The organism is Paenibacillus sp. DRB1-1 (assembly GCF_052119485.1).
GTDB classification, from domain to species: Bacteria; Bacillota; Bacilli; order Paenibacillales; family Paenibacillaceae; genus Paenibacillus; species Paenibacillus polymyxa_B.
The window spans coordinates 4,298,724-4,322,893 of sequence record NZ_JBODQH010000001.1 but is presented as its reverse complement, the minus strand read 5'-3'; the positions used below and the strand labels follow the sequence as shown (position 1 = coordinate 4,322,893).

Sequence of the window (24,170 nt, the reverse complement as noted above, 5' to 3'; positions counted from 1 at the left end):
AGATTAGACTACGACGGTCAATAAATCCTCTTGATACTCAATCGCCTTCTTCTCTGTTTCAATGACATCCAGGTAATTCGTAGTATTGGCAACGATAACAGGTGTGGTCAAGACATAACCAGCCTCTTTTATAGCTTCCATATCAAACTCCATAAGCAGCTGGCCTTTTTTAACAGCATCTCCCTGTTTTACTTTAGGATAAAAATGTTTGCCTTTTAATTTGACCGTATCTTTGCCTACATGGATGAGGACCTCAACACCGTGATCACTTGTAATCCCAATCGCATGACCTGAAGAAAATAATGATGTTAATACACCATCTACAGGTGAAACGACCTTACCTTCAGAAGGTTCAATGGCAATCCCTTTACCAAGAGCACCTGTCGAAAAGGCTTCATCTGTTACTTCAGATAAAGACTTCACTTCACCTTTTAATGGACTCATCACCGTCTCTTGTTTTACTAAAACTTCTCCTTTTGCCGCTCCTAGTGTACTATCTTCCTTTTTTGCTTCTTTCACTTCGTCATCTTTAAATCCGCCAAAGAACATAAGCAAGAAACCTAATACAAAGCTTACCAGGATACCGATAACAGCCCCATAAAATCCGTTGTCTATTCCTGCCGGACTGATATAGCTCGGGATAGCGAAAATACCCAATCCACCAATAATGTAACCTTTAGTTCCCATCATTCCTATAATACCGCCGCCTACTGCGGATGCTATACAGCTTAAAATAAATGGTTTCTTACGTGGTAATGTAATCCCGTAAATTGCTGGTTCTGTCACACCAAAAATCCCAGAGATGACAGCTGGAATGGAAAGTGATCTCAGCTTTACATTTTTGGTTTTAAACAAAATCGCCAGTACGACGCCCGTCTGAGCAAAGGAAGCTCCCAGCGTAGCCGCAAGAATCGGATCGAATTTAAGCACTGCTAAATTGTTCATAGCGATAGGAACAAGTCCCCAGTGTAATCCAAAGATAACAAACACTTGCCAGAAAGCGCCCATGAGCATACCTTCAATAATCGGACTTAAGTTATACACAAAGAGGGTTCCAGCGCCAAGCAGTTGACCTGCCCAAGTCGAGAGAGGTCCAATCACAATCAACGCTAAGGGTACAATAACTAACAATGTGAAAAACGGAACCAAAAATGTTCTCACTACGCTAGGGATTACCTTTTTAAAGAAGTTTTCTATTTTTGAGCCTACATAGGTGGATATGATAATCGGAAGAACGGTTGACGCATAACTCATCAGAATGACCGGAATACCTAAGAAGGTGATATATACCGGTGACTCAAATATAGTACCGCTAAATAGAGTGTATAGTGGTTTGCCCGAGGCTGTTATCGTGCTAAATGTTGGGTACACAAGCGATGCACCTATAGCCATACCTATAAAAATGTTGGCATTGAACTTTTTAGCTGACGTATACCCCAGGAAAATAGGAAAGAAGTAAAACAAACAATCACCTAAAGCATTAAGAATTTGATAGGTGCCCGATGTAGTGGCCAGCCAGCCCAAAGCTACAAATAAGGCGGTGAAGCCCTTAATCATACCTGTGGCACTTAAGACACCCAGCGTGGGTGTAAATACACCTGAAATGGTATCAATGAACCTATTGAACAAACTCATTTTTTCACCTGATGCTTCTTCTGAATCTCCTGTCTGAAAACCGCCTACAGCAGTAACATCAGCATAAACCTCAGGTACATGGTTACCTATAACAACCTGGTATTGCCCGCCACTCTTTACCACAGTGACAACACCATCCATATTTTTCAAAACCTCTGTATTGGCTTTACTTTCATCTTTTAGTTTGAAGCGCAAGCGTGTAATACAATGAGTTAGACTATTCACATTTTCTTTGCCGCCGACATTTCTGATGATGTCTTTTGCTAATGTCTCATACTTCATTGTAACTTCCCCTTTAATTGTATTTATAAAAAAAGGCAAAACCAAAATAGATCAAATTCGATCTAGGTTGGTTTCGCCTGCATTACCAGTAACAATCCAAGAGTTATTCAATTTTGTCTTTGGGTCACACGCTGAATATGAATCGTTATATACAGCTTTTCCTCATCTGACAATACCATATCCAAGTATTTCTCAATCTTCAGCATGCAGCCATAAGCCTTTTTGTACTTTGTTTTCACTTGCCTCCACAAAAAATCGTCTTCCAGTTCTACTTTTTCTTTTTTATTTAATCGCTGAAAGAAGAATCTTAAATGTGTAATAAATCGCTCATAACTGATCGAGTGTTCATCTATGGTGGTATTATAAGAGTATTTAATAATATTCAAGATGTCGTGTATTTTTTGAGTTTGCTGAGCAACATCTGCTACCTTGTTGTAGGAGCTGTTTACTTGAGCATTTATTAAATGAAGAGCAATATTACCTGCTTCATCTTCTGACAATCGTTTGCCTGTTTCGTCTTCAATGAACTCCAGTGCTTTTAATCCAACCGCAAATTCTTTGGGATAAAATTTTTTAATCTCCCAAATTAATGGATTTGCATTTTTAAACCCTTCATCAAACATTTTAAATGCATTGTTCATGTGATCCGTAAGCGAAACATATATATAATCGCTCAATTGTGCTTCTAATATGCTTTTTCCATATTCAATGATGTCATAGCATAACGAAACATATTCTGATGGAACATCCTCTAACAATAACTTGAATTTCTCTGAAGCATCTTTATGTTTAAGCACAAAGACCTTTTCAATTAGATGCTCTTCTACTTGTTCACCTGCACTCTTTTTGAATGCAATACCACGACCCATAACAACAAATTCATCTCTTTTTTGATCTTTGGCTATTATGGCGTTGTTATTAAATATCTTCGTTATGATCATCTAACTGCCCCCCTTATCCCATCAAATTTAAAAAAGGATTTAGTTGCTGGGCGAAATTTCAGATAGGTCACAAGACGGTAATAGCCGATCAAACCTTCGTCGTAAATCAAATTCAAATGTATTGATTTACAATTTCGTGTTATGAAAACGCATTCATAATAAGAGACAAAGCCTTACGTTTTCCCTGAATGATCTTGAGTGCTTCCAAACCGATCTGATATTCCGTTTTGAAAATGAATATAGTCGGTTAACCACGTCCTATGACATCATTTTTTGGATGTCGATTCGTTGGTCGACGTCATCATCTTTGTTGTTCAGCACTTGTAAGGCTTTATATCACTCACCTTTCTGCGTTATGGCTGGCCAGATATTCATATCATGCAGGATATCGTAAAGCTTGTATTCTAAAAAGAAAAGGCAAAACCCAACACATGGAAATCTAATTCCATGCCTCGGGTTTTGCCTTTTCAGTAACAATCCCAAGATCATAATAACATCGAATTTAAGTTTTGCCAACAAAAATGTTTACGCTTTCTTTTTCGAGGCAACCACATCAAATACAACACATTCTCATGGTATAAAATGTCAGCCACCAATGTAGGACATGTTAATCTTTTTTTTGTTGTTGGCTGTCTGCTCCGTACGTTCATCGGAATACCGGTCTGTGCGTTGCTCCCATACTGAAGTAATCACATCGAGTAATTCCTGGTCATTCGCTCCATTACGAAGCATCTGACGTAGATCAAATCCGCCTGAAGCAAACAAACATGTATAAAACTTGCCATCGCACGATAAGCGGGCACGTGTACAAGACGAACAAAACGATTCAGAAACCGAAGTAATAAAACCAATCTGTGCGTCGCTGTCTTTATATCGATAACGCTTTGCCACTTCTCCAAAGTATTCTCGATCCATCGGCTCCAGCTCGTAAGCATTCTTAAGCCGTTCAACGATTTGTTTTTTGGTTAGTACCTTGTTGAAGCTCCATCCGTTGTCATTACCTACATCCATAAACTCGATAAAGCGAAGGGTTATTCCCTGCTCCTTAAAATAAGCGGCCATTGGCAAAATCTGCGAGTCATTAACGCCTTTTTGAACTACCATATTGACCTTGATTTCAAAGCCGATTTCTCTTGCATATTCGATCTGCTTCAAAATAACATCAGGCTTAATCCCCCTCCCATTCAACCGTCCAAATAGCTCGGGGTCCAGAGCGTCCAGACTGACATTAAGCCGTCGTAGCCCCGCGTCATAGAGAGGCTTAGCCTGCTGTCCTAGCAGCACACCGTTGGTGGTCAAGCCGACATCTTCCACTCCGTCAATGGACAGGATTTGGGAGACCAGGTCGGGTAGATTCCTGCGCATTAATGGTTCGCCGCCCGTGAGTCGGATCTTTTTTACACCCAGGGATACAAAGAGCTTCGTCAGCCGGTGAATCTCTTCAAACGACAGACATTCATTTTGGGGAAGAAAGGCGTAATCGTCACCGAAAATTTCTTTAGGCATGCAATAGGAACAGCGGAAATTGCAGCGGTCTGTAACCGATATACGCAGGTCACGAATCGGCCGCTGCAACTTGTCTTTCAGTGGATGAAAATTCATACGCCCCCTCCTTTCTAGTTGTTTAGCATCGTTATCATTAGCCGCCGCTGACTGGGGGAATGAAAGCTGCAATGTCTCCATCCTGTAATACATCCGTAGACAACGCATACTCCTCGTTTATCGCAATTCGCACAGACTTGATCGGCATATCTGGATATTGATCTGTTATCCAATTGGATAAATCGCCTACCGTTTGGCCCGCCAAATCTGCCAATTCTTCTGCTTTTCCCGTCACCTCACAGAGTCCCGCAAAATAGTACAGCTTAATCATGACTGATCTCCCCTTGGCTTTTTCTTTTGATCTCCGACCCACTGCGTTCCATCTTCCCAAATCTCTCGTTTCCAAATAGGAACTATTTCTTTGATTCGCTCGATCGCGTATTCATTCGCCTTATACGCATCCGAACGGTGAGGTGAAGAAACAGCAATGACAACGGCGATATCACCGATTTGAAGCTCGCCAATGCGGTGCGCGATCGCCACTCGCGTTCCTTCCCACTTCTGTTCGATTTCGCGACCAATCTCTGCGAGTTTTTTTTGAGCCATAGGGACATAGGCCTCATAAGCAAGGTATAAGGTCCGTACGCCTTGAGTCCATTCTCGTACGTGCCCTGTAAAAATAGTCACCGCTCCTGCTTCCGGCCTTAGGACATAATCCGCATAAGCCTGCGGGATAATGGGCTCCGTTACGATTTCAAATACACTCATCTTTTCCACCTTCCAGCCACCGGACAAACCACTCTCCGGTGACAGACTCTTTTAAATGTTTCTGCTTTTTGTATCTACATCTCATTTAACCGAACAGCTGATGATATAGTTTTTGACCGTTGGCAACACTCCGTACACCGTGTATGAGAAGCCTTCCGTTTTTGAATAAAATCATTCGATGCTTAAAAGCATAAAATTCAACGAAATAAGGGGTTCTTTTTACACGATCTGCTATAAGCCTGCCCATTTTCTCTGCATCATCAAGCGTGATTGGACGATGTGGGTCTGGAAGAACCTGTACCACGTTCCGTCCGCACAGAGCCGCATACGCCGAGCGACGTGATGCTGTCAGTGCAGGAAACGTAGGATGCTCTCCACAGGTTGGACATTCTTGGTTACGGATGCGGGAAATCCCTATGTCCATCTGCGTGTTCTCCCATAGATCAAATAGATGAACCTTGTGGCGCATCTTATCACGCCTGCCGCTCAGCCACTTCATGGCTTCTGCACATTGGAGGGCTGCTGTCACCTGGACTGCAGGCGAGATGATTCCAGCCGTATCGCAGGTCTGATTGATCGCAGGCAGCGATGGCAGAAGGCAGCGTAAACAAGCTGACTCGCCCGGCACGAATGGAAAAACAACGCCTGTGCTTCCAACACAGGCTCCGTAAATCCATGGAATTCCTGCCTTCAGTGCAGCATCGTTGATAAGCAGACGAGTTTCGAAATTGTCCGTAGCATCCATCAGCAATATACTTTTGCTGGCAAGTTCTTGAACAAGCTCGGCATCCAAGTTATCGAGATATGTGTGCAACCTCACGTCTTCTCGTATGGCTTTCAGCCTTTTTTCGGCTGCCATGACCTTAGGCTGCATTTCCGCGGCGTCCTGCTCCGTAAACAGTTGCTGCCGTTGCAGATTCGACACCTCTACATAATCCCTGTCAACAAGATGAAGCTCCCCAACGCCCGCTCTTACCAGTGTTTCGGCAATGGCGGAACCCAGTGCCCCGCAACCGATAATGGTGACGACAGCAGCGGATAAATTACGCTGCCCTTCGCCACCAATAGGTCTAAATAAGATCTGTCTAGAATAACGTTCATTCATTAGATTGTGTCCCTTGATAATACAGCCATATAACGAGGATCAGGCTAGCCAGCGCCACTTGGGAGAGTAGCATGAATCCAATGGAATATTGGCCAGTAGCGGCATGAATCGTCGACAACAAGATCGGAGGGAAAAAGCCACCGAGACCGCCCATCATGGATACAATTCCGTTAACTATGCCTGCCTGTTTATTAAAATAAAATGGAACTAGCTTGAAAATAACGCCGTTCCCCATTCCAGCACATACAGCGATCGCCAAGCAGCCTACTGTATAAAGGGTAATCCCTGGTGAAAAAGCCAAAAGAATCGCAGCGACTGTATAAACAGAGAACGTACCTACCAGCAGGAAAAGGGGCTGAAACCGATCTGCCAGCCAGCCACCGATAGGGCGGAAGAAAGTGGCAATCGCTATGAAGCCTGCTGTACGCATCCCTGCATCCACTTTACTCAGCTCAAAATTCGATACCAGGAAATTCGGCAAGTACACCGTGAACGCTACAAATGAGCCAAATGTAATAAAATAAAAGAGCGAGAAAAACCAAAGCTTTTCATTTTTGTAAACCCCTTTAATCTGTTCCATAATGGGCGTCTTTACTTTAGCTTCATGACGGTCCCCTAAGAAGAAATTCAAAACGATAAAAACAAGCAGCAGAATGAGATACAGCTTCACTGTAGGGGCCCAGCCAATTTGAGTAGCCACAATAGGGGCCGAGAAGGTAGTGACGGCTGTTCCCAAATTTCCTATGCCATACATCCCATTTACAAACCCATGCTTTTCCTTTGGATAATACTTCGGCAGCGAAGTCACCCCAACCGAGAACACAGCTCCCCCAATCCCAAGGAACAAGCCACCGATAATTAAATCCATCATCGTAGAAGCTTCACTGATATAGTAGACGGGAAACAAAAGCAAAATAAAGCTAACGAGAAAAACGATTCTTGCTCCGAAGATGTTGGCATAATAACCAAGCGGAATGCGCAGAATCGAACCAAGCACGACTGGAATTGCCGTGACCATGGCCAATTTTCCGGGTGGAATAGCAATATCCTCCGTAATGAACGGCATAAGAGAAGAAATGATAACCCATACCATGAATCCAAGAATCAAGTTCAATGTTTGTAACGGCAACTGCATTTTTCTAATCATTTAACTCACCTTTTCAACGTTTTTTCTGTCGAATTATTGATTTGAATTTTCTGTCCCCATTGTAGCCGCTAGCCCATCCATTCGAATATAGGGGACTCCCCTTTACCTGACAGGGGACTCCCTGAAAATATAAAAAGCCGCTTCTATAGGAAGCGGCTTGGTCAATTCAAGAGATAAGCGTATTTAATTTGTCACATAACTTGGTCAGATCATTCCGATTGATCTGTTGCTCTGCCATAGGAAAAAGTACGGCTTCTTCTTTTATAAAATGTACAGTCAGGACTTCGAAGGCCTCCCCCGCGTTCTTGGTCGCCTCCTGAATCTCATCAAGCGTGAGCAAACTCAGATCGCCCTCCGTCTGATAAAGAAAATGATCGATATAGCCCTCTATTTCACGGTGCTCCTCCTGTATACCGACGAGCGGTCCCTGTTCAAAACCAATGTAGGCTCCTAGCAGAGAAAAGAAGTGTTCTTCTTCCTTTTCGGTATGTTTCTTGAGGGGTACCCTAAAATCGTTAATCTGCATTCTCAGCTTTTCCAGTTGCTTGCGGCCTTCTTCCAAATCTAGTATTCTGTGCTGCTCAAACCACAATACAATGACATGCCATTCATCCATCAGATAGGTTAGATAGCGATGCTCATTTTCAAGAATACGCATGGCAGGTTTGGAAAAGCGCAGTTTCTCATTTTCCAGCACGCGGATTTCCTCCATTCATCGGCTAAAAATCCAGCATCTTTTTCTTTAATGCATATTGGACCAGTTCAGGCCGGCTTCTTAAGTTCAATTTCTCCATGATTTTCGCTTTGTTCGCTTCCACCGTCTTGACAGAGATGAACAGCTTTTCCGCAACTTCCTTGTTACCGTAACCTTTTGCGACCAGAGGCAGAATCTCCAGTTCCCGCTTGGACAGGATCTCATAAGGATCTTCTGATTGTGACGTCGTATCTTTTTTGATGAACTCACGAACGAGAGAAGTAGCCATTTTAGGATGGATATAAGTCCCACCCCCATGAATGGTTCGTATAGCAAGCAATAGCTCCTCATCTGGAGCATTTTTCAAAACGTATCCTGAAGCACCATTCTTTAAAATATGAAAAAGATATTCTTCATCGTCATGCATGGTCAGAATCAGAATTTTAGTATCAGGGTGGTCCTCTTTAATTTTGCCTGTAGCGATCAATCCACTTTCGCCTGGGGGCATGCTGAGATCCATGATTAGAATATCCGGACGATATTTAGCTACCATCGTATACGCTTCAATGCCATCCGCAGCCGTTCCGACAACCTCCATATCCGATTGGAAGTTCAAAATCATGGAAAATCCGCTTCGTACAATAGCATGGTCATCCGCTAACACAATTTTGATCAAGTCTCTATTCCTCCTCTTGGCCAATCGGAATTTGTAAAAAGACTTTGGTTCCCTGACCAACATTTGAAAGGACGCCAAAACTTCCGCCTACCAGCTCTGCTCGCTCCTGCATGCCATATAAACCTAATCCCGTTCCAATAGGCTTGCTCCCCTTTTCAAAGCCAATTCCATCGTCCTCTACAGTCAAACGAAGTGTATGATCGTGCTCAGTCAAAGAAACTTTAACCATATCTACCTGGGCGTACTTCAAGGCATTGAGAACAGCCTCCTGGCAGACACGGTAAATGACCGTTTCCTTTTCACTTCCATATCGCTTTTGGGAAAGATCCGACACAAATTCAACTACCAGACCAAAGCTTTGTTCAACCCTCTTAAAGTGGGAACGAAATGCCGCTTCAAGCCCAAAATCATCAAGTGTGGCGGGGCGTAGTTCCACAGACAGATTGCGGATATCATCCAACAATCGCGTCATGGATGCTTCAGTCTGCTTCATGTTTTTGATGAGCTGTTCATCATTCGTCATGTATTTTAACACCCGTAGTTCAACAACCGCGCTCATCAATTCCTGGGCCACACTGTCGTGCAGTTCCCTGGAAAGCCGTTTGCGCTCATTTTCCTGCGCTTCAATGACATGCTTCATCATTTTGTTTTGATACAATTTTTCCTGCGTCTGAAATTGCGGAGTCAAGTCTCTCAACATCAACACCCGTGTTCCATGTTCAGAATCAATGGTGTGAAAAGAAGCGGCATAGGGAACCATTCCGTTGCTCTTCGTTTCCAGATACACCTGAAAAGAAGCGAAATCCTTGGATTCTGGCATATTGAAATAACAGTCAAGGCAGGTACGGGGCTCCGTTTCGCTTGTATAGCCCCTGCATGTTCCACATAAAGCTCTTTCCTTCCCTTCATAGAGTTGAATGAGGACGTCATCGCCCACAATCTCCTCTGCTGCCGGGTTCATGGCTAGGGTATTCCCTTGCCTATCAAAAAAGAAAATGGCTTCCGTACTGTTCTCAAACAACTTCACCATTAGCGCACTCAAAGAGCCAGTCCCTAAAGACAATGTCAATTCACATCACTTCCTTCCCGTTCAACTCTCCAATTCCCCTATGCGCCAAGGCTTCCAAATCACGCATCATGGCTTCGGTCATGAGCTGTTCTTCCCGAAATCCACCAAGCAGTACGCCCGCGACGCGAGCATCATTCCATAGGGGAACAGCCCCGAGACTCTTGAGCTTCTCGGATTGAACGATCGGATAGTTAAACAGGTTGTCTGCCCCCACATATTGATAAATAGATGGAATGAAAACGGATTTCCCGGTTTTAAACACGATTCCTGCTATGCCCTTACCGGATTGCAGCACAATCCGCTTAAAGCGATCATTTAAATTACCGGCTGCATTTTTCCATTTAATAACGTATTGATATTCGGCCGGTTCAACCAGAGCAAGCGCCATGAAATCATAACCGAAATGTTCGCGTATTCGCTCAAGCTCCCTTTGATAATCCATCCTATTATTCATCGCTCTCTCCTAATAGAATTAGGAAAGAAGGCAGAGCCCGCTTTCCTAATTCGATTTATGTCTTCTGTAAAGGATATAACTTCTGCGCACATAATTCAACGGAACACTCCACACATGTACAAGCCGGGTAAACGGCCAGAATGCAAAAATCGCAAAGCCCATAAGTATATGAAGCCTGAAAGACATCGGTACGTCTCTCATCAGAGTCGGGTCAACACGGAATATGAATAAACCGCGGAACCAGATCGAGATCGTCTCCCGATAATCGAATTCCGGCTGTACCGCATTCGTTACGAGAGTCGCGAACATCCCCATGCATACAATGGCCAAAAGCAATACGTTTACAATCAAATCAGACGCTGTACTTAAACGGCGCACATTGCGCATTGTAAAACGACGAGAGGTAAGAATCAACATACCGAGGAATGTCATCGCTCCAAATATTCCACCAACATAAACTGCTCCAATATGATACAGATGATCGTTTACACCCAGTGCATGCATCCAGGTTTTTGGTATGCCCAGACCGGATACATGACCCATAATAACCGGGATAATACCCAGGTGGAATAAGAGACTTCCGATCATCAATTGTTTTTTTTCAATAAACTCACTTGATTTTGCTGTCCAATTGAACTGGTCGTTTCTATAGCGGAAAATATGCCCTACAATAAAGACCACCACGCACATATAAGGGAAAATAACCCATAAAAACTGCTCTAGCATCATCATTGCGCGGCTGCCTCCTGTTCTACGCAAACTTTAAGCGTTTCGCGCAGTCCCTTCACCAAATGAAAATACGGGCTTTCCATTTTTTCCAGCGCTTTAAGCAAATGATATGTGCCGTCTTCCAAGATCGCGATTGGCATGCGGAAGTTTTCTGTCGTCTTCGGATCTTGCGACCATTCGGCGGCATACAAAAATTCACACATGAGCGGAAGGTAGTCTGGCAGCTCTCCATCTGGCATTTCAAGACCATACATCTCGTATAGCACCTTTAACTTGACCAACATTTGTCCGCGTTCTTTTGCATCTTCGAATTTAAAGTAAGTCATATATAGTGCACAATTTTTTTGAAAATCAAAGGTTTCTGTATACATTTCCTGAATCTCTTCCATACTGAACTCTTGCATAAGGGACCAGTAGGTGTTCGCATACGTATATGCCGGATGGTTTGCATCAAACGATGCTTCCAGAAAAGCCGGATGAAAATCCAGCTTTTCCGGGTACATGAGTTGCTGGGCGAAAAACCCGAATGATGGCTTGCATTCATACAGCTTCGCTACATTAATCACGCCAAATACCCCCGTAGAAGTTTTCTTCATACATTTCTTTGCCCGTTTTCAAGGGCTCTTCCATCCCCATTGAACTTGCCAGACTACAGCCGTCACATCCAGAGCCTGAACCCATGTTTCCCATGGTATCGCCGTAACCAGCAGATCCTTGAGCTCGGTACGGGTTCGAATATCCTTCTTTATGCGATGTCGGAATGACGAAACGGTCCTCATATTTGGCAATCGCCAGAAGTCGATACATTTGCTCGGTCTGCCGAGGTGTCATGCCGATGCGCTCAAGACGGCTTTCATCGAAAGATTGTCCTGTGGACTGGGCACGCATATAGGAGCGCATCATAGCCATTCGCTGCAAGGATTCCTTCACGGTTTGCGTATCGCCCGCCGTCAGCATATTGGCAAGGTACTGAATGGGGGTACGCATCTCTTCGATAGCCGGAAAGATCATATCGGGATTCTCAATCGAGTCTTTCCCTTCAAAGTAATTCATGATCGGACTAAGTGGTGGCACATACCAGACCATAGGTAATGTGCGGTATTCCGGATGAAGCGGGAACGCCAGCTTGTGCTCAATGGCAAGCTTGTAGACCGGCGAGTTCTGCGCTGCTTCGATCCAGTCCTCCGAGATACCGTCTTTTCTCGCTTGAGCAATCACTGCCGGATCACTTGGATCCATGAACAGGTCGCACTGCGCTTTGTAAAGTTCTTTCTCATCCTGCGTAGAAGCGGCCTCAAGCACCCGATCCGCGTCATACAGCATAACGCCGAGGTAGCGAATTCGTCCTGTACATGTCTCGGAGCAGACTGTCGGCAGGCCAGCTTCCACACGTGGGAAACAGAAGGTACATTTTTCCGCTTTGTTCGTCTGCCAGTTGAAGTACACTTTTTTGTATGGACAGCCCGTCATGCAATATCGCCATCCGCGGCAGGCTTCCTGATCGACGAGCACGATTCCGTCCTCGTCCCGTTTGTACATGGCGCCCGAAGGACATGACGCGACACAGCTTGGATTTAGGCAATGTTCGCAAAGCCGTGGGAGATACACCATGAACGACTTCTCAAAGTTAAATTTAATCTCTTCTTCGATTTTCTGAATATTTGGATCAAGCGGACCGGTTACATGAGCACCCGCCAGGTCATCTTCCCAGTTTGGACCCCACTCCAAATCCATTTTTTCACCTGTTACCGCAGAATGCGCGCGTGCCACAGGTGAATGCTTCTGTTCTCCGGCGTTGGTCAGTTGCTCGTAATTGTAAGTCCAGGGCTCATAATAATCTTTCATTTCCGGCATGTCTGGATTGTAAAAAATCTTACCCAGTGCTATCTTGGACAGCTTGTTGCCTGACTTCAGTTCCAGTTTCCCTTTGCGGAGCTGCCAGCCCCCTTTATATAATTCCTGGTCTTCCCAGCGCTTCGGATAACCGATACCAGGTTTGGTTTCCACATTGTTAAACCACATATATTCCGCACCTTTGCGGTTCGTCCAGGTTGTTTTACATGTCACGCTGCACGTATGACAGCCAATACATTTATCCAGATTCATGACCATGGCAATTTGAGCTTTAATCTTCAAGCCAGTTAACCTCCTTCATTTTACGTACCGCAACGTACACATCACGCTGGTTGCCGATCGGACCATAATAGTTGAATCCATAACTAAGCTGAGCATATCCACCGACCATCTGGGTTGGTTTGAGATGAATTCTTGTTGGTGCGTTATGACTACCGCCGCGTGTATCCGTGATTTCAGAGCCTGGCACTTGAATGTGCTTATCCTGAGCATGGTACATGAACATAGTTCCTCTCGGCATCCGATGGCTGACAACGGCCCTGGCGGTTACGACGCCATTACGGTTGTATACCTCTACCCAGTCATTGTCAGCCAGATCATGTGCCTCTGCGTCTTCGTTGTTGATCCACACCGTAGGACCTCCGCGAAACAGTGTCAGCATGTGCTGGTTGTCCTGATAGGTGGAGTGAATATTCCATTTACCGTGCGGTGTCAGATAACGAAGCACAAGTGAATCTTGCCCGCCTTTTATTTCCCGGTCGCGAGGGCCGAACACCATCGGCGGCAGCGTCGGTTTGTAGATCGGCAATGATTCCCCAAATTGTTGGAAAATCTCATGATCAATATAGAAATGCTGTCTTCCCGTCAAAGTACGAAACGGAACGAGACGTTCAATATTCGTTGTAAATGGTGAATAGCGGCGTCCCTTCTTGTTCGATCCAGTGAATACCGGTGTCGGTATAACTTCACGCGGCTGTGCCGTGATACTTTGGAAAGTGATCCTTTCCGCTGCCCGATCGGCCGAGATGTCTTTGAGTTCCACACCGTGAAGCTCTTCTGCCTGCTCATAAGCCTTTTGCGACACCCGTCCATTAGTCGCGGATGAAAGGTGAAGAATTGCATTGGCCACTTGGCGAGCTGTCTGGATTTTGGGCAGTCCATCTTTAATGGACTCATCGTAATAAACTCCGTTCAACTTTTTCATTTCCTCGTATTCGTCCGCTACGGAGAAGCTGACGCCATGCGCACCTGCTTTCCCAGTAGTCAAATTAGGACCGAGTGAGATAAATTTATCGTGAATTTTAGTATAATCGCGTTCGATGATGCTGAAATTCGGCATGGTTTTACCCGGAGTCGCTTCAATCTCGCCCTTCGTCCAATCCTTTACAAGACCCATCGGCTGTGAAATTTCGCCTATACTATCGTGTGCGAGCGGCGCAGTCACAAGGTCTTTATATATTCCTGGCAGGTACTCTTTTGCCATATCCGAAAAGACTTCGGAAAGCTGGCGGTAAATATCCCAGTCCGCGCGGGATTCCCACAGTGGATTAACAGCCGGATTAAACGGATGCACGAAAGGATGCATGTCTGTTGACGACAAGTCTGTTTTTTCGTACCAGGTTGCCGCCGGAAGCACGATGTCCGCGTACAATGGAGTTGTTGTCATCCGAAAATCAAGTGCAACCATCAAATCAAGCTTTCCTTCTACATCTTCTCTCCAGACGATTTCCTCAGGCTTCTGTTCTTCATTCGGCCGGGCAAGCAGGGCATCAGATGCTCCAAGTAAATGTTTCATGAAATACTCTTGTCCCTTTGCCGAACTGGAAATCAGATTTGACCGCCAAACAAAGAGTGAACGCGGGAAGTTCTCGGCTGCCCCAGGATCTTCTACAGCGAAGCGTGTCTTACGTGATTTAATCTCTTCCACAGAATGATTAATGATGTCCTCGTTGGACTTCTTGCCTAATTGCGCAGCCTCTTCGGCGAACAGTAGACTGTTTTTATTAAACTGTGGATAAGAAGGCAACCAACCCAGACGCGCTGCGAGCACGTTGTAGTCTGCTGGATGTCTGTAACTGACATCCCCGCCAATCGGTGACTTCAAGGTGTCTGTTCCACTTTCTTCGTAACGCCACTGCTCTGTTGCAAAGTAGAAAAACGATGTAGCATTTTGCTGTCGAGCCGCCCCTTGCCAGTCTTTTGCAAAGGCAATCGTTGACCAGCCTTCGATTGGGCGAAGCTTTTCTTGACCAACATAATGCGCCCAGCCTCCACCGTTTACGCCTTGGGAAGCAGTCAACACGACAAGATTCAAGATGGACCGATAGATCGTGTCACTGTTGAACCAGTGGTTGATACCCGCACCCATAATAATCATGGAGCGCCCTTTAGTATCGATAGCATTTTGGGCAAATTCCCGAGCAATCTGTACCACAACAGACGCCTTCACGCCTGTGATCTTCTCCTGCCAGGCAGGGGTATAATGCGAAGCTTCGTCGTAATAATTTTTGGCGTTATGAGAGCTGTCATTGCGTGCGACACCGTACTGGCTCATCATCAAATCGTACACGGTTGCTACGTAACGTTCCGAGCCATCTGCCAAGCGTACTTTTTTGGCTGGAATTACACGTTTGAACGTTCCATTACCCGCGTTATCAAAGTAAGGGAATACGACTTCTTCCCATTGCTCGCCATGGCCTTCCACAGTGAGCGCGGGCTCAACCTTTGTTCCGTCTTCCCGTTCCAGAATCAGGTTCCATTTCTTATCCTGCTCCCAGCGCTGTCCCATCGTACCGTTCGGGACCAGCATTTCCCCCGCCGCTTCGTCATATATGACTGGCTTCCAGTCCGCATGCGGCGAAACATCGCCCAGGTCACTCGCCCGTAGAAAACGTCCACCTTTCCAAGCTCCCTCGTGCGGATCAAGCAGAATCATAAACGGCATATCCGTATATTGTTTGGCATAGTTAATGAACATCGGTTCTTGGCGCTCTCTGTAAAACTCATCCAAAATAACATGCGTCATAGCCTGGGCTATGGCAGCATCTGTACCCGGATGTGGTGCAAGCCAGTTGTCAGCGAACTTCACATTCTCCGCCAAGTCGGGAGCCACTGATACGACTTTTGTTCCCTTATATCGTACTTCCGTCATAAAATGAGCGTCTGGCGTCCGGGTAAGCGGTACGTTCGATCCCCACATAATCAGGTAACCCGCATTGTACCAATCAGAAGATTCAGGTACATCCGTTTGCTCACCCCAAATTTGAGGAGATGAAGGCGGAAGGTCGGCATACCAGTCATAAAAACTCAACATCTGTCCACCGAGAAGCGAAATGAATCGTGCTCCTGAAGCGTAGCTTATCATTGACATCGCCGGAATTGGCGTAAAGCCCGCGATCCGGTCGGGACCATACTTACGAATGGTATAGATGAGTTGCGCCGAGATCAAACGTAGGACATCGTCCCAAGCGACACGGACATGACCGCCTTTTCCGCGAGCTGCTTTGTAGAGCTTGGCTTTCTCCGGATCTTCCACAATGCTTGCCCATGCTTCCACCGGATTGGCATGTTCCTGGATGGCTGCCTGCCAAAGCCGCAACAGCTTGCCGCGCATATAAGGATATTTCACGCGTAATGGACTGTATTCATACCAGGAAAATGTAGCCCCACGCGGGCATCCGCGCGGTTCAAATTCTGGCATATCTACACCGCAGGAGGGATAATCGATCTGTTGATTTTCCCAGGTAATGATGCCGTTTTTTACAAAAACCTTCCAACTACAGGAACCGGTGCAGTTCACTCCGTGAGTCGTCCGAACCACTTTGTCGTGAGACCAACGCTGACGGTACACGTTTTCCCATTCTCTATTTTTTTCCTCAAGGATTGACCAATTTCCCGAATAGCTTTCGATCGGTTTAAAAAAGTTGAGGTTGTATTTTTTTTTCATCGATGACCAACACTCCTTTTTAGAAGGAATCATCCCAACGCAAGTTCCAAGGGAAGACTCATTCGCTTACTCTCATTATGTAATTCATTCATCTCTGTTCCCATTAGGGAATGTCCTATAGCGCTACAGGAAATCCCTCGTTCTATGGAAAGATACAAAAAAGCCTCCCTCTGCTAAAGGGAAGCTTGTATGAAGTAGTTAATTGTTCTTTTGGTTCGTTAACAGGAGCATGATAAAAGAAATGAGTATGATAGAGCATGTCCACGCCCAGGCCATAGGAAGATGACCAGCATCCACCGCAATATAAATGGCCGTCGGAATTGTTTGTGTTTTACCCGGAATATTTCCGGCAATCATCAGCGTAGCACCAAATTCGCCCAGGCCGCGGGCAAAACCGAGTATAAAGGCAGCCTTAAAAGAAGGGAAAATTAAAGGGAAGGTGATATATCGAAAAACCTGCCATTCACTTGCACCCATCGAACGTCCCGCGTTTTCCAAGTCCCGGTCAACAGAAGACAATCCCATTCCCAGCGTCCGATAGACAAGAGGAAAAGCCACTACCACCGCTGCTATAACCCCAGCCCACCACGAGAATATAATAGGTTCTCCAAACCATTGCTCCACAAAACGTCCGAACCCGCTTTTTCGTCCAAGTAATATGAGCAGTAAAAAACCAACAACCGTTGGTGGGAGTACCAAAGGCAGCATAAGTACGGTTTCAACGACCGTTTTCCCTTTAAATAATCTTAACCGCGACATTGACCATGCCACAAGCAAGCCTAATATGATTACCAGAACGCTGGATAACAGTGCAACCTGCAACGATAATCGGATAGGAGGCCAATATTCATTCCAATCTATATCTTGCACGCTCACTTCGGTATGGTAAATCCATACTTAGCCATAATATTCAGAGATTCTTGCGATTGTAGGTATGCATAAAAGTCTTCGGCTTCTTGAATGTGCTTTGAAGCTTTGACAATCCCGATTGGATACTGAACAGGTGAATAGGTTTTGGAATCCACCTCAAAGGCGATTTTTGCCTTCTGTGAAGTCAACGCATCTGTTTTATATACAAATCCGACATCAGCATTCCCAGTTTCCACATATTGCAGCACTTGTCTAACGTCTTTTGCTTGAACCAGCTTGCTCTGTAACGTGTCCCAAAGCTTCGCTTTCGTCAGCGCTTCCTGTGCGTAGTTGCCCGCAGGGACACTTTCAGGAATTCCGATCGCAACTTTCTTTACTTCTTTTTTTGTTAAATCGGTTACACTCGCGATGTTCATCGTCCCGTCTGCAGGGATAACCGCGACCAATTCGTTCGTCAGCCACGTTTTTTGTTTTTTCGTATCTATTAGCTGCTGATCAACAAGGGACTTCATGTTTTTGGTCGAAGCGGACAGAAACAAATCCGACGGCGCTCCTTGCTCAATTTGTTTTTCCAGCGCACCAGAGCCGCCGAAGTTAAAATTCAATTTGATGCCTGTATGGGTTGATTCGTATGAATGCTGAATTTCTTTGAGCGCATCCGTTAAACTTGCTGCTGCGGATATGGTAAGCTCAATAGTTTCAGCCGTTTTCGAAGATGTCTGGCTGGAAGATCCATTCTTACCAGCGCTGTCAACATTTGAATCTAGTTGTTGTTTCGTACCGCATCCTGATAATAATAAAATGATGGAAATAACCAAAACGAAAACAGTGCTACTTTTAATTAATTTATGCATTTGGTTCGGCTCCTCATGTTCGTTCATCATCAATTAATGGGTTTCGCTATTAGCTGTGCCTGTCTTGTACGTTCGATTAGTGTACAATTTTCAAGAAGAATATGATTAAAAATATCTGCTTCCAGGTCTTCTAACCGCTTCAATACGAGTCGGTGCGTACCACAAGCTTCCTGCATTGGCTCAAAGCCGTTTGTGATCAAACGCATTTCCTTCAGGAATTCCACCACTGTTTGATGTTCGTCTTGCAACTTGGATAAAGTGGGATTTAATGCATCTGCTCGTTCCACTGTTGATTCTTGTAAAAATGCTTCAATCATCGGAAACACAAGGTCCTCCTCATTTTGAATATGTTCCGATAATTCCTGTTTAAGCAAGGTGAACAGTTCATTAACCCGCTTTAGATGCGGATAACGTTCGCCGTGAACCCGCGTTAGTTTGGTTACATACGGCGTTAACGCCGATAGTTCTTCCCGAAGCTTCGTATGATACTCATTTTGAATATAGGCGATTAGTTCTTTCGGTTCGAGTGAAGGAGGTTGCATTTGCTTATGCTGTGCCTGCTTTTCTTCCACTTCATGTATCTGCGTCAGCAGTTCACCAGCGTGGAGGCCTCGATTGGCTGCTGCTTCACGGAGCGATATTTTCCCTCCACAGCAGAAATCAATCCTCAGTTTGCGGAACAGATCTCCCGTTTTGGGTACTGCTTTCACAATGTCCGCCACCCATGTTTCTTCCGTTAACTGGCTCATCTTCCATTCCTCCATCTTACTTCGATTTTATGCTCAACTTTCATTCTACGTCTCCCTTAAAGCTGAACCAATCAGGGGGTTCCCTCTTTCACTAGTGGAAAGAGCCTGATTATAAAAAATCAGAAAGCAACTGTTCAGCCGCTTCTTTCCCTTGAGCGATGCAATCTGGAATTCCAACGCCCCCATAGCCAGCTCCGCATAGAAAAACACCCGGTAAATCCTGTGCGAAGTCCTGCCTCACCTTCGCCATATGCTCTTTGTGTCCAATCGGATATTGCGGCATCGATCGATCACACCTACTGACTTCGGCGAATTCCGGTTCCGCTTCCAGGCCCATTAAATCTTTCAAGTCTTTGCGCACGGCATCCACAAGTTGATTGTCTGTCATCTGAATCCACTCCTGTGCGCCTGCATGTCCGATATAGGTCCGTAAAAGTGTATATCCTTCAGGAGCAGTATGGCTCCATTTCGTCGAAGAACAAGTACATGCTGTAATCTTTTTGCCTTCTTTGCGGGGGACTAGAAATCCCGTTCCTTCAAAAGCAAAATTAAGATCTGTGTTTTTATAAGCAAGGGCAATATTGGCTACGGAAACATAATGAATCTTGTGTAACCAGCTAGCGCTTGCAACGCCGGAAAATAATGCAGCCGCTTCAAAAGCTGGAACAGCGCAAATCACCGCATCCGCATCTATTTTTTGTCCATGTTCTAAAATGACCTGATAACCGTTTTCTTTCCTTACTTCAACTACACCTTGCCCCATAACAAAACGTACGGTATCCAGCCTTTCCTTTAGCCGCTCCACGATTGTAGATAATCCTAGCCGATAAGAAAGAAACATACTTTTCTTAGCGATATCAGGCAGGTTGTCTTGTACTGCTGGCTTTCTTCCCGCCCCTTTAGACATACCCTTAATCAGACTTCCATGCTTTTGTTCCATTAGTTTAAATTGGGGGAAGGTTGACATGAGGCTCAGAGAATGTGTATCTCCAGCGTAAATTCCAGACAATAGAGGTTCTGTAATCTGATCCAGAACTTCTTTGCCGAGACGCCGTTTGATAAAATCACCTAGAGATTCGTCTGCATCACCTTTCTTTGCCGGAATGATTAAATCCAGGGCCGCCCGTGCTTTTCCCAGCGGAGAAATAAGTCCTGTCCGAATGAAGGGAGTGAGCTTTGTTGGAATGCCCAGAATGAAGCCCATCGGCATCGTATGAAGTTTGCCCTTATGCAAAATGCTAGCAGATTTGGCTTTCGGGTTTGTCGATACCAGCTCTGCTTCCAGCCCCAACTCCATAGTCAAATCCAATATTGCCGTCTTTCTGGCCAAGAAAGCATCCGGTCCTTTTTCGATCATAAAATCGTTTTGGCGAACGGTTTGTAGCTTTCCTCCCAGACGTTCACTTTTCTCCACCAGTGTAATCTCCACTTCAAGCTGCCGATCCTCAGCCAGCTTTTTCACATAAAAGGCAGCACTTAAACCGCTTATTCCTCCACCGAGAATAACGACTTTTTTAGAACTTTTTTTCATGAAAACACTTTTCCTCTCCAACCCCGGGTATATAAGCACAATAAGGGTCACTCTCCAAATAGTCTCCTGTTATTGCAAAAGCTCTTGCTCTGGAGCCCCCACAGACGGCCTTGAATTCACAGACTCCACATTTACCTTTAAGTAGGGACTTATCTCTAAGATTCATCATGATCGGAGAGTTGCGATAAATATCTGCCAGGCTATCCTTTCGTACATTCCCACACTTAAGAGGTAGGAAACCACTCGGGTATACTTCGCCGATATGACTAATAAAAACAAATCCATCTCCATCATTTACGCCTTTAGGAGCACGTCCTAAAACATCTGCCCTCTTTTGTCCGTCTGCTACACTGCTCTCACCTGCTCTGTGCTTTTGCTGCAGTACGACCCTCCGGTAATGAGGAGCTTCCGTAGCCTTCACACCGTACGGCATCTGTTGCTGTATTTGATACAACCATTTCATTACGGCTTCATGCTCATCAGGAGTAATCATATCTTTCTCCATGCCACGTCCGGTTGGAACAAGGAAAAATAAACTCCATAACACGGCCTGCATTTCCTTTACCCTTTCTGCAATTTGCTCCAGATCATGAAGATTGTACCGGGACACCGTAGTGTTCACTTGAATAGGGATATTCAGTTCCTTTAAATAACCAATTCCTCGCATGGTCGTATCGTAAGAACCCGCTGTACCCCGAAAATGATCGTGAATGTCTGCACATGAACCGTCCAGACTAAACGCCCATCGCGATAACCCAACTTGCTTTGCTTTCTCTACCGCTGCTCGTGTCACTTTAGGGGTGGCGCTGGGGGTCATTGAAACCGACAGATTTTTCTCTTCAATTGCATATCGAGCCAGTTCAAACAGATCAGGTCGCATTAAAGGATCTCCGCCTGTGAATACAACCAACGGATGATTCATTTCAGCAATTTGATCTATCAGTTTCTTACCCTCTTCTAATGTCAGCTGGCGAGGATCAGGTTTGTACTGAGCTTCCGCTCTACAGTGAAGGCACTTTAAAGCACAAGCTCGTGTAACCTCCCAGATGACTATAAACGGATCTATATGATAATCACGCGGCGTTTTCAAAGATATCATTGATGTCTCTCCTTTTAGAAGTATAAAAACAACACAAAAACATAGAGCATCATTGAAAATCCAATTTCCGCCATGCCAACTTGTTTTGCCTTTAATCCGAGTTTAGGAAGCCATATGGCTCGTATCAAAAAAATCAAAAAAGGAATAACCAGAGGTAACTTTAACCAAGTAGCAAACAACAAAATCACCAAATGATAGATGATGGAAGCATAATGGTAACGTATATTTTTTCTTTCACGAATGATCGTTTTGACATACAAAGCAGTTCCGATAAAGTAAAGCACCAAAAGCAAGAATAGCTCTGTTGCTACTCCCCAATCCTCTCCTCCCCCCATATAAATAACGGGGTATATAAAAGAACAAAAGAGTAGAATTGCAACAATATCATTGAGTAAAGCCCGTTCATTTTTCGTTTTTGCAAAATAAATATTAGCCATAAAAAAGAGCAATAGAAGAACTCCATACCAGATTAAGCCAGGCTCAAACCATATCAGTGAAATTAACAAAGGAAGTAATATCACCCCGTATACAACGGCAGGTTTGCGGTATCTTGCACTGCTGCCTGTTTTGATCCATTGGAGGACAGGAAAACTGAATAAGTAGATAAAAAACCAGCACACAAATAGGGGTATATGAATGAGTTCCCCTCGAGAAGCAGCTAAACCGAATAAAAATGGAAGAATGAGCATGGCCCAGGCTCCATGTTGATTAGGTATGTATCTGCTCATACCCTTCAAACCCTTGATCCTTTTTTCACAATCTTTTTTATGTCTATTATTTTGGTTAATCGATTCATCATCCATTCCCCCAAGATTGAGTTTTATCTTCTACCTTCATTCTAAGTATTATATGAAATTGAACCAATTAGGGAGTTCCCTTTTCCTTAGGGGGGAAAATCCTAACCGGAAAAATAACGCTATTTTCTTATGCTATACTGTACTAAAAAAGGGCTCAAAGAAAGGATGAACTATTATGGGAGGACCTTCTTTACGTCAACTGCATGCTCATCATGCCATTCATCAAGGCGGGCTAACTGGCGCTCTAGATAAGACGAGAGAAGTAGAAGAATTACTCGAAGCAAAAGAATTCAAGGTGGCGCGCCAGGCTGCCGACCACTTGATCGAATATTGGGAAACCCGCATTCTCAGCCATGCTGATGCAGAAGAGGAAGGATTCTATCAGGAAAAGGTCGAGAAAAAACCGGAACTGCAGGAGGCTGTCGTCAAACTTACACGGGATCATGACCTGCTCCGAATCATTGTAAAAGAGCTCAAAGCCGGGATCCGTGAAGAAGGGCTTACGCCTGAAGTTCTACAGCAGTTCCATGCACTTCTGGTTGTCAATGCTATTCATAGTCGGGAAGAAGAACGTTTGTTGTTTGAGGAACCGTCATGATCAAGATGGGACATAACGATTCACTTTCTCTATAAAAACGTTCCAAAGAAATAGTCCAACGCCTCTTGTGAGTATCCGTCATCTCCTTGCCAAGCTGCTACGGAATAAAAATCATGATTGCCGTTCTGTCGTTTACGAGGCGTGTCCTGTGGGACCAGCAGTCCGGCATATCCCCACACCTCCATGACTACATCACGCTCGTTTTTGCTGGATGGAAACACATCCTTCCAGCGCTTTTCCAATTGACGCGCACTACTTTGAGCATCACAGTTCTGAACAGCTTCGAGCATGTTATGGAGTATAGCTAGATCCTCATCGGAAACCTGAGCATCCTCTTCTTGACTGAACAATTCAAGGTCCATCCAGCAATACAGAAGGTGGTTCAGACGAATACCGCCCCATTTGATTCGTTCAAAATTCAGTACATTCAAATCTTCATTGACGTATTCCTGATCGGACATCATTTTATTAAAATTACAATCCCCACAGCTACTGTAATTGGGCAAGACAACAGGCCGCTCACCATAGCTGTGCAAAGGAAGCCCTGCGGTTAATGCCCAGCTCGATAAGGCGCTTCGTAAATGAACCTTTTTCGTGGAAAGACTATGCAAAAATGCTGCTGCCACTCGTTCTTTTGTAGCCTTTTGCTGGTGTAGCTCATGTAACCTGTTTATAATCTCGTTATGTGTAATGGTGATCGGATCGAACATCAAGCCCTTACTTTTGGCATATTCAAAATCCTCACCCGAAAAAGATCCCCGCTCCTGCTTCCAGCCGCTGGAGGACCAGAATGTGTTCATCAGTATTTTTTTTGCCTTTTTATCCACAAA

Annotated in this window: 23 protein-coding genes; 1 reads left to right on the top strand and 22 read right to left on the bottom strand. The window is 44.8% G+C overall.

Annotated features, from left to right (window positions below; all coding sequences use genetic code 11):
- Positions 1-3 precede the first annotated feature (3 nt).
- The 21 genes from ACQW03_RS19475 to ACQW03_RS19375 all read right to left on the bottom strand — a co-directional run bounded on the left by ACQW03_RS19475 (position 4) and on the right by ACQW03_RS19375 (position 22,748).
- Positions 4-1,917, bottom strand: coding sequence for a beta-glucoside-specific PTS transporter subunit IIABC (locus ACQW03_RS19475; RefSeq protein ID WP_071642119.1), 1,914 nt, complete (start codon positions 1,915-1,917; stop codon positions 4-6).
- Between the two features lie 107 nt (positions 1,918-2,024).
- Entirely contained in the window at positions 2,025-2,858 is an 834-nt protein-coding gene (gene licT / locus ACQW03_RS19470) for a BglG family transcription antiterminator LicT (protein ID WP_013311326.1), read from the bottom strand.
- Positions 2,859-3,443: 585 nt separating this feature from the next.
- Complete coding sequence (gene moaA, locus ACQW03_RS19465; RefSeq protein WP_441951275.1) at positions 3,444-4,460, bottom strand: GTP 3',8-cyclase MoaA; 1,017 nt, start codon at positions 4,458-4,460, stop codon at positions 3,444-3,446.
- Between the two features lie 37 nt (positions 4,461-4,497).
- Positions 4,498-4,731, bottom strand: coding sequence for a MoaD/ThiS family protein (locus ACQW03_RS19460; protein WP_441951273.1), 234 nt, complete (start codon positions 4,729-4,731; stop codon positions 4,498-4,500).
- The gene (locus ACQW03_RS19455) at positions 4,728-5,168 is read right to left on the bottom strand and encodes a molybdenum cofactor biosynthesis protein MoaE (protein ID WP_104496230.1); all 441 of its coding nucleotides are present in this window, start codon (positions 5,166-5,168) and stop codon (positions 4,728-4,730) included. The genes ACQW03_RS19460 and ACQW03_RS19455 overlap by 4 nt, the downstream gene beginning before the upstream one ends.
- An 85-nt stretch (positions 5,169-5,253) precedes the next feature.
- Entirely contained in the window at positions 5,254-6,273 is a 1,020-nt protein-coding gene (locus ACQW03_RS19450; RefSeq protein WP_071642130.1) for a ThiF family adenylyltransferase, read from the bottom strand.
- Entirely contained in the window at positions 6,266-7,420 is a 1,155-nt protein-coding gene (locus ACQW03_RS19445) for a nitrate/nitrite transporter (RefSeq protein ID WP_076293951.1), read from the bottom strand. Before ACQW03_RS19445 ends, ACQW03_RS19450 begins: the two co-directional genes overlap by 8 nt.
- Positions 7,421-7,586: 166 nt before the next feature.
- Positions 7,587-8,117 (bottom strand): hemerythrin domain-containing protein, encoded by a 531-nt coding sequence (locus tag ACQW03_RS19440; RefSeq protein WP_441951270.1) that lies wholly within the window; start codon positions 8,115-8,117, stop codon positions 7,587-7,589.
- A 22-nt stretch (positions 8,118-8,139) separates the two neighbouring features.
- Positions 8,140-8,787 (bottom strand): response regulator transcription factor, encoded by a 648-nt coding sequence (locus tag ACQW03_RS19435; protein ID WP_023989699.1) that lies wholly within the window; start codon positions 8,785-8,787, stop codon positions 8,140-8,142.
- Between the two features lie 7 nt (positions 8,788-8,794).
- Positions 8,795-9,859: a PAS domain-containing sensor histidine kinase gene (locus ACQW03_RS19430; protein WP_025718072.1), complete on the bottom strand. Its 1,065-nt coding sequence runs from the start codon at positions 9,857-9,859 to the stop codon at positions 8,795-8,797.
- Position 9,860: 1 nt separating this feature from the next.
- Positions 9,861-10,313 carry a GAF domain-containing protein gene (locus ACQW03_RS19425; RefSeq protein ID WP_023989701.1) on the bottom strand — a complete coding sequence of 151 codons (453 nt, stop codon included), beginning with the start codon at positions 10,311-10,313 and terminating at the stop codon, positions 9,861-9,863.
- Between the two features lie 45 nt (positions 10,314-10,358).
- Entirely contained in the window at positions 10,359-11,042 is a 684-nt protein-coding gene (gene narI / locus ACQW03_RS19420) for a respiratory nitrate reductase subunit gamma (RefSeq protein WP_028542277.1), read from the bottom strand.
- Positions 11,042-11,608 carry a nitrate reductase molybdenum cofactor assembly chaperone gene (gene narJ / locus ACQW03_RS19415; protein ID WP_025718076.1) on the bottom strand — a complete coding sequence of 189 codons (567 nt, stop codon included), beginning with the start codon at positions 11,606-11,608 and terminating at the stop codon, positions 11,042-11,044. The genes narI and narJ overlap by 1 nt, the downstream gene beginning before the upstream one ends.
- The gene (gene narH / locus ACQW03_RS19410; protein WP_023989704.1) at positions 11,601-13,178 is read right to left on the bottom strand and encodes a nitrate reductase subunit beta; all 1,578 of its coding nucleotides are present in this window, start codon (positions 13,176-13,178) and stop codon (positions 11,601-11,603) included. Before narH ends, narJ begins: the two co-directional genes overlap by 8 nt.
- Entirely contained in the window at positions 13,168-16,842 is a 3,675-nt protein-coding gene (locus ACQW03_RS19405; RefSeq protein ID WP_076293948.1) for a nitrate reductase subunit alpha, read from the bottom strand. Before ACQW03_RS19405 ends, narH begins: the two co-directional genes overlap by 11 nt.
- A 198-nt stretch (positions 16,843-17,040) precedes the next feature.
- Positions 17,041-17,718: a molybdate ABC transporter permease subunit gene (gene modB / locus ACQW03_RS19400; RefSeq protein WP_441951266.1), complete on the bottom strand. Its 678-nt coding sequence runs from the start codon at positions 17,716-17,718 to the stop codon at positions 17,041-17,043.
- Positions 17,715-18,566, bottom strand: a complete 852-nt coding sequence (gene modA / locus ACQW03_RS19395; RefSeq protein ID WP_071642140.1) for a molybdate ABC transporter substrate-binding protein — start codon at positions 18,564-18,566, stop codon at positions 17,715-17,717. The genes modB and modA overlap by 4 nt, the downstream gene beginning before the upstream one ends.
- 29 nt (positions 18,567-18,595) lie before the next feature.
- Positions 18,596-19,315, bottom strand: coding sequence for an iron-sulfur cluster repair di-iron protein (ric, locus tag ACQW03_RS19390; RefSeq protein WP_071642142.1), 720 nt, complete (start codon positions 19,313-19,315; stop codon positions 18,596-18,598).
- A 109-nt stretch (positions 19,316-19,424) separates the two neighbouring features.
- Positions 19,425-20,846: a protoporphyrinogen oxidase gene (gene hemG, locus ACQW03_RS19385; protein ID WP_441951263.1), complete on the bottom strand. Its 1,422-nt coding sequence runs from the start codon at positions 20,844-20,846 to the stop codon at positions 19,425-19,427.
- Positions 20,830-21,945, bottom strand: coding sequence for a TIGR04053 family radical SAM/SPASM domain-containing protein (locus ACQW03_RS19380; protein ID WP_441951261.1), 1,116 nt, complete (start codon positions 21,943-21,945; stop codon positions 20,830-20,832). Before ACQW03_RS19380 ends, hemG begins: the two co-directional genes overlap by 17 nt.
- Positions 21,946-21,959: 14 nt before the next feature.
- Positions 21,960-22,748: a YwiC-like family protein gene (locus ACQW03_RS19375; protein ID WP_441951259.1), complete on the bottom strand. Its 789-nt coding sequence runs from the start codon at positions 22,746-22,748 to the stop codon at positions 21,960-21,962.
- 169 nt (positions 22,749-22,917) lie between these two features.
- Here ACQW03_RS19375 and ACQW03_RS19370 point away from each other — a divergent pair, with 169 nt between their 5' ends.
- A complete protein-coding gene (locus ACQW03_RS19370; protein ID WP_023989712.1) occupies positions 22,918-23,340 on the top strand; it encodes a hypothetical protein in 423 nt (140 codons plus the stop codon).
- Between the two features lie 29 nt (positions 23,341-23,369).
- Here the strand turns inward: ACQW03_RS19370 and ACQW03_RS19365 are convergent, their stop codons facing one another.
- A complete protein-coding gene (locus tag ACQW03_RS19365; protein ID WP_071642149.1) occupies positions 23,370-24,167 on the bottom strand; it encodes a hypothetical protein in 798 nt (265 codons plus the stop codon).
- Positions 24,168-24,170: the final 3 nt, after the last annotated feature.